We start from the raw sequence: 11802 nt of genomic DNA on the forward strand, positions 1-11802 counted from the left end.
GTTTCCGACCTGGGCCCCGGCCTTCGCCGGGGTGGTTGTGGGGTGGCGGGGCGGCGTTACTGCAACGCACGTCGAGCTGTTTCCCCGCGAAGGCGGGGATCCAGACTGGGCTCCCGCCTTCGCGGGAGAACAGGGGGGCGCGCTTATGGGGAGAGCGAGGGCGGGATACTTTGAAGGAGAGCCGCAGACGGTCGGCGATCATCGCATAGCGGGGGCGGGGTGACGCAGGGGATCATCCGCTCTATCCTGCCGCGCATGACGCTGCGCCCCTTTCATCTCGCCTTTCCCGTCCATGACCTCGCCGCCGCGCGGGCCTTTTACGGGGGGACGCTCGGCTGTCCCGAGGGGCGGTCGAGCGACCACTGGATCGATTTTGACTTGTTCGGGCATCAGATCGTCGCGCATCTCGATCCGGCGGCGAAGGCGGTCGCGGTCGAGAATGCGGTCGACGGGCATCAGGTGCCGGTGCCGCATTTCGGCGTGGTGCTGACGATGGACGACTGGACGAGCCTGTCCGAGCGGGTCGCGGCGGCGGGGGTCCGGTTCGGGATCGCGCCGCATCTCCGCTTCAAGGGCGAAGTCGGCGAGCAGGCGACGATGTTCTTTTGCGACCCCAGCGGCAACGCGCTCGAGTTCAAGGCGTTCGCACAGGACGCGATGCTGTTCGCACACTGAGGATCAAAGAATGTCCAATCCCATTTCAGTCGATATCCCCCACAAGCTCGGCAAGGCGGGGGTGCGCTCGCGGCTCGACAGCGGCATCGACACGATCGGGTCGAAGATCCCCGGCGGATCGGTGACCGATCGGCGCTGGGAGGGCGACACGCTGCACTTCACCGTCAGCGCGATGGGGCAAGTGATCGGCAGCAAGGTCACGGTGTTCGAGGACACTGTCCATGCGATCGTCGACCTGCCCGGGCTGCTCGGGCTGTTCGCGGGCAAGGTGCAGGACATGATCCGCAAGGAAGGGCCGAAGCTGCTGCGCTGAGAGTTCGCGGTGTGACGCCGCCCCGCTCGTCATCCTGACGAACGTCAGGATCCAGGGTCACGGGCGGTGTCTTGTGTTACTCTGGATCCTGACTTTCGTCAGGATGACGGGGGGAGGGGAGGCGTTCTCGTGCCTCCCCGCACTTACTTCGTACTGACGCGCCAGATCGTGTTGCCGACATCGTCGGCGACCAGCAGCGCACCGGCCTTGTCGGTGATGACGCCGACCGGGCGGCCCTGTGCCTCGCCATCCTTGTTGAGGAAGCCGCCGAGCACGTCGACGGGCTTCGCGTTCGCCGCCGGGAAGCCGGTGTCGCCGAACGGGATGTAGACGACCTTGTAGCCCGAGAGCGGCTTGCGGTTCCACGAGCCGTGCTCGCCGACGAAAACGCCGTTGGTGAAGCGGTCGCCGAGCTTCGCGTCGCCCGCAAAGGTCAGGCCGAGCGCGGCAACATGCGGTCCGAGTGCATAGTCGGGACGCTTGGCATATTGCTGGAGCGCAGGGTTCTTCGGCTCGACGCGATCGTCGGGATAGCCGCCCCAATAATACCAGGGCCAGCCGAAGTGATCGCCGAACTCGACCTGGGTCAGATAGTCGGGCGCGAGGTCCGAGCCGAGCATGTCGCGTTCGTTGACGACGGTCCAGAGCTGGCCCGATTTGGGGTTGATCGCCATGCCGTTGGGGTTGCGCAGACCGGCGGCATAGATCCGCCAGTTCTTGTCCTTCGGCCAGACCTGAAGGATGTTGGCGCGGTATTTCTCCGCATCCATGCCGTTTTCGGCGATGTTCGACGCCGAGCCGACGCCGACATAGAGCGTCTTGCCGTCGGGGGCGGCGATCACGTTGCGCGCCCAGTGGTTGCCGCCGCCGTTGAGCGGGATGACACGCTCGGGCTTTGCGGTGATCCGGGTCGCGCCCTCGGTATAGGGCACGCGGACGAGCGCGTCGGTGTTGCCGATATAGAGCTGGCCATCCATCAGCGTCATGCCGAAGGGCGAGTTGAGCCCGGTCATGAAGGCCGAGCGCGTCTCCGCGACGCCGTCGCCGTCCGCGTCGCGCAGCAGCGTGATGCGGTTGGCCGAGGGCACGCCTGCGCCCGCGCGGCCCATCAGGAAGTTCATCACGGTCGTGACGACACCGGGACCTTTGCGCGGTGGCGAATTGGTCTCGGCGACCAGCACGTCGCCATTGGGCAGGCGGTAGAGCCAGCGCGGATGATCGAGCCCGGCCGCGAAGGGCTGGACCTTCATCCCCGCCGCCGCGGTCGGCATCGCGCCCTTGGGCCAGCCGACCGCCTTGGCGACGCCGATCGTCGGCAGCATCTGGATCCGCGGCGCGGTGATGTCAGGCCGCTTGCCGGTGACCTGGTTGACGTCGAGCCGGGCTGTATCGGGCCAGGCGAGCCAAGTGAACCCGGCGATCCCGACCAGGATGATCAGCCCGAGCACGATGAGGATGTGTTTGCGCATGCAGGAGAGTTAGGCGGGAGTGCGGGCGGGGGCAATGGCGTGATTGCGGTTGGGTATTGCGCGAGCTTCGTCATTCGCGGAGGCGGGAGTCCAGAGCGGCAGCGCCTGCGTGCTGTCGGATGGTCAGCCGGTATGGGTTCCCGCCTTCGCGGGAATGACGCTGGGGGCGGGGGGGGGGCGGGTCGTGTCGGCCGACGCACCGCCCCCTTCGTGTCAGTCGTCGTCCTCTACCAGCACGACCGGGGGGTGGAGGCGGAGGCGGTTGACGCGGCGTTCGTCGGCTTCGGTGACTTCGAGCTTCCAGCCGCTCGGATGATCGACGCATTCGCCGATCTGCGGGACATGGCCTGCGAGCAGCGCGGCGAGACCGCCCAGCGTGTCGATATCGCCATCGACCTCGGCGAGCCGTGGGTCGATCAGTTCGGCGGCATCCTCGAGCTCGGCGCGCGCGTCGACGTCCCAGGCGCCGCCGTCGATCGGCGTCATCAGCACCTGCGGCGCGTCGTCATGCTCGTCCTCGATATCGCCGACGATCTCCTCGATCAGGTCCTCGAACGTGACGAGCCCCTCGGTGCCCGAATATTCGTCGAGCACGATCGTCAGATGGACGTGCTTCTGCCGCATGTCGGCGAGCAGATCGAGCGCGCCGCGCGACATCGGCGCGTAGAGCGGCTCGCGGATGAGGCCAGCGAGCGTCGTCGGATGCTCGGCGCCGGTCGCGAGGATCGTGAAGACGTCCTTGATATGGACCATGCCGATGATAGTATCGAGATTGTCGCGGTACACCGGCAGGCGGCTGTGGCCGGCCTCGGCGAACAGCTTGACGAGGTCGGCGAACGACGTCTCCTCCTCGACCGCGATGATGTCGGCGCGCGGCACGCCGACATCGCCTGCGTCCCGCTCGCTGAAATGCAGCAGGTTGCGGACCATTTGGCGCTCGAGCGGGGTGAGATCGCCCTTGGCATCGGGGGCGGGATCGCCCTCGTGCCGGTCGATCGCATCCTCGAGCTGATCGCGCAGCGATTCGTCGGGAGCACCGAAGATCAGGCCTTTCAGCCCGCGCCAGATACTGTCGGTACTATCGCCGTTTCCGGCATTGGGGCCATCGGCCATCGTGGTCGTCAGTCCTCTGTGATGAGATAGGGATCGTGGAGCCCGAGCGCGGCGAGCGCGTCGCGTTCGATCTGCTCCATACCCTCTGCCTCGTCGTCGTCCATATGATCATAGCCTAGCAGATGCAGCGTGCCGTGCACCATCAGATGCATCGCATGATCCTCGACCGAGATGCCGCGCTCCGCGGCTTCCGCGACGCAGACGCCGTGCGCGAGGATGATGTCGCCGAGCAGCACCTCGCCATCGTCCGAATTCTGCGCGATCGTCTCGAGCAGATCGGCCTGGACCATCGGGAAGGACAGGACGTTGGTCGGCTTGTCCTTCTGGCGATACTGCTTGTTGAGCGTGTGGACCTCGTCGTCTGAGGCGAGCCGGAACGAGATCTCGACCGTGGCGGCGCCGGTCAGCAGCTGACCATGCGGTGTGCGTTCGATCGCCGCGGTCGCGGCACGCTTAGCGAGGCCGTCCCAGTCCTGGTCGGGCCAGGGAGCCTCCGAAGAGAGCGCGATTTCGAGCATGCGGGTCCTTCCGGCGGAAACGTCAGGACGAAATCATTACACAGGTGGCAAAGTTCCGCACCCCTTGCGGTATGCGGACGGCCCGGCGGCTATCCCGGCATGTCCGGAATAGCCGCGCGGGGATCAGGCGTCGCTGCCCTCATAGGCTTCGACGACGCGGCCGACGATCGGGTGGCGGACGACGTCGCCGACGGTGAAGCGGCACATCGAGATGCTCTCGACCCCCTCCAGACGGCGGACCGCATCGGCCAGACCCGAGGCGGCGACGCCGCCGGGGATGTCGACCTGCTTGGGATCGCCGCAGATCACCATCCGGCTGTTCTGGCCGAAGCGGGTGAGGAACATCTTCATCTGCGCGGGCGTCGTATTCTGCGCCTCGTCGAGGATCACGAACGCGTCGGCCAGCGTCCGGCCGCGCATGAAGGCGATCGGTGCGACCTCGATCTCGCCGCTCGCGATGCGGCGTTCGACCTGCTCGGCGGGGAGGCAGTCGTAGAGCGCATCGTACAAGGGACGGAGATAGGGGTCGACCTTCTCCTTCATGTCGCCGGGAAGGAAGCCCAGCCGCTCGCCCGCCTCGACCGCGGGGCGCGACAGGATCAGACGCTGGACGCTGCCGGTGATGAGCTGCTGGACCGCTTGCGCGACCGCGACATAGGTCTTGCCGGTGCCTGCTGGTCCGAGCGCGAAGATCATGTCGTTGTTCGTCAACTCGCGCATGTAGTGCGCCTGCGCCGGCGTGCGCGGAACGATCGTCTTCTTGCGCGTGCGGATCATGATCGGGGGGGCAGCGCCGCCGCCGGCATCGGCGCGGATGATCCCTTCGAGCACGGGTTCGTCGGCCATCGCGATCGAGGCGTCGACGAGGCCGGTGTCGACATCCTCGCCGCGCTGGATCCGGGCATAGAGATCGTGGAGCACGTCGCGCGCCTTGGCGACCTGTTCCGCGGTGCCCTCCAGACCAATCTTGTTGCCGCGCGCGGTGATGTACACACCAAGGCGGTTTTCGAGCGCTACCAGATTCTGGTCGTACTGGCCGAAGAGCCGGACGAGGAGTTGGGGCTTGTCGAACAGCAGCTCGACTCGGGCGCGGTCACCGGACTGGGCGGGAACGGGTTTACGGCTCATGCGGTCCTTTCGGGGGCAGACGTGTCGGATCGGTGATCGAATAGGGTCGGGCCGGCACGCATCACGCCTGGGATGGCGTTCGACCAGAGATGAGCATGGGAGCCCGCGCGTTCAAGCGGCGCCGGGGCGCCTGGCTGGCGATGATTCGAGTCGCGTGGGCGAAGCTGCATCGGGGGAGAGTGTGGCAGGGGATTCGGGTGGGGAACAGCGGTAGTTTTGGTGTGGTGTGCGAAGGATGGGGGGCGTTGCCTGAAAGCCTCAGCGGGGCGCGCGATTCCCATGATTGGCATACCACCCCGGCGCAGGCCGGGGTCCAGTTGGGAAGGTCGATGTGACGGAGGATCGTCCGTCGTTACTTCCGTCCCCCAACTGGGCCCCGGCCTTCGCCGGGGTGGTGGTAAAGGGTGGGGCGCTTTCAGGCGGCCTGCGCGATGCGTTCGATGCCGGTCAGCGAGTTGGGGCCGGCCGCCGCGAGGGTTACCTCCACCAGATCGCCGATCGCGTGGTCGCCGATCAGGTGGACCGATTGCAGCCAGGGCGACTTGCCGATGAGCTGGCCGGGGAGCTTGCCGGGGCGTTCGAGGAGCACGGTGCAGGTGCGGCCGACGGTGGCGGCGTTGAACGCGTGCTGGTCGCGGTTGAGCGCGGCCTGGAGGCGCTGGAGACGCTCGTCCATGACGGACTCGGGGACCTGCTCGACGATCGCGGCGGCGGGGGTGCCGGGGCGCGGGCTGTATTTGAAGCTGTAGGCCTGCGCATAGCCGACCGCGTCGACGAGGCTCAGCGTGTCCTCGAACTCGGCATCGGTCTCGCCGGGGAAGCCGACGATGAAGTCGCCCGACAGTGCGATGTCGGGGCGCACCGCGCGGACGCGGTCGAGCAGGCGGAGATAGGAATCGCGGGTGTGGCTGCGGTTCATCGCCTTGAGCACGCGGTCGCTGCCCGCCTGGACGGGAAGGTGGAGGAACGGCATCAGGCTCTCGACGTCGCGGTGTGCGTCGATCAGCCCCTGCGTCATGTCGTTGGGGTGGCTGGTGGTGTAGCGGATCCGCGCGAGGCCGGGGATGCGGTCGAGGTCGTGGATCAGGTCGTGCAGGCCGCGCTCGTTTTCGGACCACGCATTGACGTTTTGCCCGAGCAACGTGATCTCGCGCGCGCCGGCGTCGACCAGCGCCTTGGCCTCGTCGACGATCGCCGCGAACGGCCGGCTGATCTCGGCGCCGCGGGTGTAGGGGACGACGCAATAGGTGCAGAACTTGTCGCAGCCTTCCTGCACGGTCAGGAACGCCGAGGGCGCGACCTTGCGGCGGGTCGGGAGCGCGCCGAACTTCGACAGCAGCGGCATGTCGGTGTCGAGCGACGGCGTGCCCGCCGCGGCCTTTGCGACGAGGTCGGGGAGGTTGTGATAGGCCTGCGGGCCGACGACGACGTCGACCTTGGCGCGGGTGAAGATCTCCTGCCCCTCGGCCTGCGCGACGCAGCCGGCGACCGCGATCATCGGCGTCTTGCCGTTCTTGCGCAGCTGATCCTTCCGCAGCCGGCCGATGTCCGAATAGACTTTTTCGGTTGCGCGCTCGCGGATGTGGCAGGTGTTGAGCACGACGATGTCGGCGTCGACCGCATCGGCCTGGGTCAGCCCGTCGGCGGCCATCAGTTCGGCCATGCGCTCGCCGTCATAGACGTTCATCTGGCAGCCGAACGACTTGACGTGATAGGTCTTGGGTTTCGAGGTCATGCGCGCGCCGTACCAAATTTGTGTGCGTGGGGGGAGGGGCGTCTTCGGGGGTGGTGTCCGAGGGTGTCTCCCGGGCACCAAGAGTAGCTCCCCGGCACCAAGGGTACCTCCCCGGCGGAGGCCGGGGTCCAGTTGGGGGACGTTGCTGACTTAGGGCAGCGCCTCGTTACTCCGGCCTTGCCAACTGGGCCCCGGCCTTCGCCGGGGTGGTGTTTGAGGGCTGGGTGGGGGCAGTGCGCTCCCCCTTGTTCTCCCGCGAAGGCGGGAGTCCAGCCTGGGTCCCCGCCTTCGCGGGGAAACATAGTCTTAAAGGGCTTCGATGCGGCGGCGGGCTTCGGTGGCTATGGCTTTGCGGTTGCCGAAATCGGCGGGGGCGAACGGCTCGGCGAAGTGCAAGGTCGCGACGAAGCTGCCGCGGCGTTTCAGGACGCGGGCGGCGTGGTGCTGGCCGGGTTCGTCGCCAACCCAGGCGAGCTCGTGCGTGGCGGGGCCATAGTCGATGCGGACCGGCTGGACGCGGACGCCGGGCGGGGGCGGGTCGAGCGCGGCGAGCAGCGCGGCCTTGAAGGGGAGGAGCGTGACGCCGTCGCCGGTCGTGCCCTCTGGGAACAGCGTGACGGGCCAGTCGCGTGCGAGCGTGTCGCGGAGCTGCGCGATCTGCGCGGTCACCGCCATCCGATCGGCGCGGCTGACGAAGATGGTCGCGTTCAGCGTGCAGAGCCAGCCGACCAGCGGCGCCCGGCGAAGCTCGGCCTTGGCGATGAATGCGGTGCCGGTCGCACCCGACAGGAGCAGAATGTCGATCCAGCTGAGATGATTGGCGACGAACACCACGTCATGGCGCAGCGGCGTGCCGACGATCCGTCGCCGCGCGCCGACGATCCGGCCGACCAGCCCGAGAAAGCGCGGGGGCCAGGGCGATCGCCGGCCGAACAGCCGCCACAGCCCGTGGACCGGCAGCGCGAGCAGCAGCGCGATCAGCAGCGCCGCGAGCCGCGCGACGAGACGCAGGCGCCCGATCGGATCAGTCCTTGCGGGTCAGCGCGACGCCGTAGAGTTCCATGCGGTGATCGACCAGCCGGAAGCCGAGCTTCTCGGCGATCGCCTTCTGCAGCTGTTCGAGCTCGGGATCGACGAATTCGATCACCTTGCCGCTCTCGACGTCGATCAGATGGTCGTGATGCGCCTCGGGTGCGGGTTCGTAGCGCGCGCGGCCGTCGCCGAAATCATGGCGGTCGAGGATGCCCGCCTCCTCGAACAGCCGCACGGTGCGATAGACGGTCGCGATCGAGATGCCGGGGTCGATCGCCGAGGCGCGCTCATAGACCTTCTCGACATCGGGATGGTCATCCGCTTCCGACAGGACGCGCGCGATGACGCGGCGCTGCTCGGTAATGCGCAGGCCCTTCTCGTTACAGAGGGCTTCCAGATCGATCTTGCGCGGCATGTGTCGTTCCCTTGGTAAACCCCCATGTAGGCGGTTAACGCTGTTGCGAAAAGGGATAGTGACTCGCAATAAGCCTCAGCTGCCGAGCGCGCGCGAATAGGTGTGCGCGTCATGCGCCACCCCCGACCGGCCGCGGTAATAAGCGCGGCGTTCGCCGACCTTGGCGAAACCGTGCGCGGTGTAGAGTTCGACCGCCTCATTGCCCGCGCGCACCTCGAGATGCAGCGTGGCGACGTTCGCGGCGATGCAGTCGGCGATCACCGCGCCGACCAGCGCGGTGCCGATGCCGCGGCGGCGCGCATCGGTCGCGACCGCGATCAGCAGCAACTCCGCCTCGTCGAGCACCGTCCGCGTCATCGCGAAGCCCGCGGGGCGATCGTCGACAAAGGCGAGGACGAGCTGGATGCCGGGCAGCGCGAGCACGCCGAGGCACTGGGTGCGCGTCCACGCCTCGCCATACGCTGGGTCGAACGCGTCGCCCATCAGCGCATCGACGATCGCGAGGTCGCGCGCGTCGCCCGCGCGCAGGACGACCGCGGATGCCGCGTCTTCGTCGGAAGGCGGGGGCACGGCGCGGGTCGCCATCAGCGCGGCACCGCCGGACGGACCACGGCGGGCTTCGCATCGGGCGCGCGGCCATAGACCGGGACGGGCGGCAGCGCGGTGAGCGTCTCGGGCAGCAGGATCGCGGCGCCCGCATCGGGCAGCGCCTCGGTCAGGTCGAGATCATCGGCGAGTGCGGCAAGCCACCGCACGCCATTGCCGACCGCGCGCCGTCCCGCCAGCGCCGCGAGCGCCGCGTCGGGCTTCAGCGACACCATGTCGGTGCGCGGCGACAGATCGGCGGCAAAGCACTGCATGAAGACCTCACCATGCCCGCCCTCTAAAACTACTGCAATATCATCGGTTAAGCGATCGTCGAATCCCGCCGCAGCGACCAAAGGCAGCGATGAGAAGCCGGTGACCGTCGCCGACCAGCCGAGTGCCAGCCCGCGCGCGGCGGCGATGCCGACGCGGACGCCGGTGAAGCTGCCGGGGCCGACATCGACGAGGATGCGGTCGGCGCGGCCGCCGCCGGGGAGCGCGGCGATCATCGGAACGAGCCGTTCGGCATGACCGCGTCCGACGACGTCATGCGTCCGCGCGACGATCACGCCATCATCGGCGAGCGCGACCGAGCAGGCGGCGGTGGACGTCTCTATGATCAGCGTGCGCATATCGGTAATCCCTCTCCCCTCCGGGAAGAGGGCGTCATGTCAGGCGATGCTGTTGAACTTCGCGAAGTCGGGGCGTGGCGACCTGGCGAAGATCGTCGCGGGATCGCCATAGCCGAGCGTCGCGATGAAGTTGGTGCGGACCGCGGGCGTGTCGGCGAAGAAGGCAGCATCGACCTTCTCCGCGTCGAACCCCGACATCGGCCCGGTGTCGAGCCCGAGCATCCGCGCGGCGATGATGAAATAGGCGCCCTGCAGCGTCGAATTGCGGAAGGCGGACGCCGCACGCAGTTCGGCACTGCCCGTGAACCAGGATTTCGCATCGGCGTGCGGAAACAGTTCGGGCAGATGCTCGTGGAATTCGGTGTCCATGCCGATGATCACCGAGACGGGGGCGTTCAGGATCTTGGGCTGGTTCTGCGCGCTGCACGCGTCGGCGAGCTTCTGCTTGGACTCGTCGCTGACGCACCAGACCAGCCGCGCGGGAAGCTGGTTGGCGGACGTCGGACCCCATTTCATCAGATCCCAGATCGCGTGCAGATCGGGCGTCGCGACCGGGCGGTCGGTATAGCCGTTATAGCTGCGCGCCTCGCGGAAGACCGCGTCGAGCACGGCGTCGGGCTGCGGACCGCGCGGGGTCATCAGACGGCGCGCACTTCGGTGACTTCGGGGACGTAATATTTCAGGAGCTGCTCGATGCCGTTCTTGAGCGTCGCGCTCGACGAGGGGCAGCCGGCGCACGCCCCCTGGAGCTGGAGGAACACCTTGCCCTTGTCGAAGCCGCGATAGACGATGTCGCCGCCGTCATTGGCGACCGCGGGACGGACGCGCGTCTCGATCAGGTCGCGGATCTGCGCGACGATATCGGCATCGGCGGGGTCGTCGGTCAGCACGGTATCGTCGGATGGCACCGAGAAGCCTGCGCTCGCGGGGCGGAACAGCGGCATCGCGGCGGAGAAGTGATCGAGCATGATCGCCAGCACGTCGGGCTTCAGATCCGACCAGGCGACGCCGGGCGCGGCGGTCACCGAGACGAAGTCGCGCCCGAAGAACACGCCGGTCACGTCGCCGAGCCGGAAGATCGCGTCGGCGAGCGAACTCGCCTCGGCCTCCTCGGGGGTGGCGAAGTCGCGGGTGCCGGACTCCATGACGGTGCGTCCCGGCAGGAACTTCAACGTCGCAGGGTTCGGGGTGGATTCCGTTTCGATCAGCATGGGGTGCATGTGGCGACGGGGGGCGGAGGGATCAAGCAAACTCTTCTTTGGCACCGGCATAGCGTTTGAGCGGCCGGATGCCGTCAGACGTCGAGCTGTTTTACCGCGGCGTTCCAGTCGCCGATGTTGCGGACTGCGTCCTGGACGAAGGCCGAGCGGCGGACGACGTTCAGGAAGGCGTCGGCGATCCACTTGCCCGGATTGCGCAGTGGCCTCTCGAACTGGATGAGCAGGACGACGCGCGTGCCGCTCGTGTCGTTCCAGACCGCGTGGTTATAGGTGTCGTCGAACACCAGCGTTTCGCCCTCCGACCAGCGCACGGTGCGGTCGTGGACGCGCATCCGGACGTCGCCGTCGCGCGGCACGATCAGGCCGAGGTGACAGGTGATCAGCCCCTTGGTCACGCCGCGATGCTCCGGAATGTGCGTGCCGGGCGCGAGGATCGAGAAGAAGGCGCTGTTGAGCCCGGGGATCTGCGCGACGAGATCGCGCGTGCGCGGGCAGCGCACCAGATTCTCGTCGATCGGATAGCCATAGCCCCAGAGGAAGAACGAGCGCCACTTGTCGATCTCGGCGATCGCGCGGTGATCGGGCGAGATCGTCGCGAGGCTGGGCGAAGCCTCGCCGCGCAGCGCGACCGCGACCGCCTCGTCACGGATATCGCGCCAATGCTCGCGCAGCAGCTGCGTCCAGGCGAAGTCGCGGACGTCGAGCACCGGATCGTTCGAGACCAGCGACGAGCTCGCGATCAGCCGGTCGAACACGCCGCGCAGATGCTTGCCGACGCGGATGATCAGCGGCCGGCCGGGTTCCGCCGCGAGCGGCGCGCCGGGCCGGGGCGCACCCGAAATAACCGTCAGATCGGGGGTGCGGTGGGGGGTGCTGCGGGGATCACGACCAGAATTTCGCCACATTGCCGGACCCGTCGCGGTCCCGGTCTTCGCCCTGACTTCGGCTTGCATTCGCACTCCACTCT

Annotated in this window: 14 protein-coding genes; 2 read left to right on the forward strand and 12 right to left on the reverse strand. The window is 67.7% G+C overall.

What is annotated here, in order from left to right; all coding sequences use genetic code 11:
* Positions 1 to 255 precede the first annotated feature (255 nt).
* Both GV027_RS00550 and GV027_RS00555 read left to right on the forward strand, forming a co-directional pair.
* Complete coding sequence (locus GV027_RS00550; protein WP_159510610.1) at positions 256 to 675, forward strand: VOC family protein; 420 nt, start codon at positions 256 to 258, stop codon at positions 673 to 675.
* Positions 676 to 685: 10 nt separating this feature from the next.
* Positions 686 to 988 (forward strand): polyhydroxyalkanoic acid system family protein, encoded by a 303-nt coding sequence (locus tag GV027_RS00555; RefSeq protein WP_031438938.1) that lies wholly within the window; start codon positions 686 to 688, stop codon positions 986 to 988.
* A 143-nt stretch (positions 989 to 1131) separates the two neighbouring features.
* Here the strand turns inward: GV027_RS00555 and GV027_RS00560 are convergent, their stop codons facing one another.
* From GV027_RS00560 to GV027_RS00615, 12 genes are all read right to left on the reverse strand, one after another.
* A complete protein-coding gene (locus tag GV027_RS00560) occupies positions 1132 to 2457 on the reverse strand; it encodes a PQQ-dependent sugar dehydrogenase (RefSeq protein ID WP_107931921.1) in 1326 nt (441 codons plus the stop codon).
* A 213-nt stretch (positions 2458 to 2670) separates the two neighbouring features.
* On the reverse strand, positions 2671 to 3570 hold the full coding sequence (locus GV027_RS00565; RefSeq protein WP_031393856.1) for a hemolysin family protein: 900 nt from the start codon (positions 3568 to 3570) through the stop codon (positions 2671 to 2673).
* Positions 3571 to 3578: 8 nt separating this feature from the next.
* Positions 3579 to 4088, reverse strand: a complete 510-nt coding sequence (gene ybeY, locus GV027_RS00570; RefSeq protein ID WP_031438936.1) for an rRNA maturation RNase YbeY — start codon at positions 4086 to 4088, stop codon at positions 3579 to 3581.
* A 123-nt stretch (positions 4089 to 4211) separates the two neighbouring features.
* The gene (locus GV027_RS00575) at positions 4212 to 5216 is read right to left on the reverse strand and encodes a PhoH family protein (protein WP_056409148.1); all 1005 of its coding nucleotides are present in this window, start codon (positions 5214 to 5216) and stop codon (positions 4212 to 4214) included.
* A 415-nt stretch (positions 5217 to 5631) separates the two neighbouring features.
* Entirely contained in the window at positions 5632 to 6951 is a 1320-nt protein-coding gene (gene miaB, locus GV027_RS00580; protein WP_159510611.1) for a tRNA (N6-isopentenyl adenosine(37)-C2)-methylthiotransferase MiaB, read from the reverse strand.
* A gap of 306 nt (positions 6952 to 7257) precedes the next feature.
* On the reverse strand, positions 7258 to 7782 hold the full coding sequence (locus GV027_RS00585; RefSeq protein WP_236558978.1) for a lysophospholipid acyltransferase family protein: 525 nt from the start codon (positions 7780 to 7782) through the stop codon (positions 7258 to 7260).
* Between the two features lie 193 nt (positions 7783 to 7975).
* Positions 7976 to 8398, reverse strand: a complete 423-nt coding sequence (locus GV027_RS00590) for a Fur family transcriptional regulator (RefSeq protein WP_031394622.1) — start codon at positions 8396 to 8398, stop codon at positions 7976 to 7978.
* Between the two features lie 75 nt (positions 8399 to 8473).
* Complete coding sequence (locus tag GV027_RS00595) at positions 8474 to 8983, reverse strand: GNAT family N-acetyltransferase (protein ID WP_056679513.1); 510 nt, start codon at positions 8981 to 8983, stop codon at positions 8474 to 8476.
* Positions 8983 to 9615, reverse strand: coding sequence for a tRNA (adenosine(37)-N6)-threonylcarbamoyltransferase complex dimerization subunit type 1 TsaB (tsaB, locus tag GV027_RS00600; protein WP_159510612.1), 633 nt, complete (start codon positions 9613 to 9615; stop codon positions 8983 to 8985). Before tsaB ends, GV027_RS00595 begins: the two co-directional genes overlap by 1 nt.
* A 39-nt stretch (positions 9616 to 9654) precedes the next feature.
* Positions 9655 to 10254 (reverse strand): malonic semialdehyde reductase, encoded by a 600-nt coding sequence (locus GV027_RS00605; RefSeq protein WP_159510613.1) that lies wholly within the window; start codon positions 10252 to 10254, stop codon positions 9655 to 9657.
* The gene (locus tag GV027_RS00610) at positions 10254 to 10826 is read right to left on the reverse strand and encodes a NifU family protein (RefSeq protein ID WP_031396534.1); all 573 of its coding nucleotides are present in this window, start codon (positions 10824 to 10826) and stop codon (positions 10254 to 10256) included. Before GV027_RS00610 ends, GV027_RS00605 begins: the two co-directional genes overlap by 1 nt.
* 83 nt (positions 10827 to 10909) lie before the next feature.
* Complete coding sequence (locus GV027_RS00615; protein ID WP_107045656.1) at positions 10910 to 11788, reverse strand: aspartyl/asparaginyl beta-hydroxylase domain-containing protein; 879 nt, start codon at positions 11786 to 11788, stop codon at positions 10910 to 10912.
* Positions 11789 to 11802: the final 14 nt, after the last annotated feature.

Origin of the sequence: Sphingomonas sp. T1 (genome assembly GCF_902506585.1) — a bacterium.
GTDB lineage: Bacteria > Pseudomonadota > Alphaproteobacteria > Sphingomonadales > Sphingomonadaceae > Sphingomonas > Sphingomonas aerolata.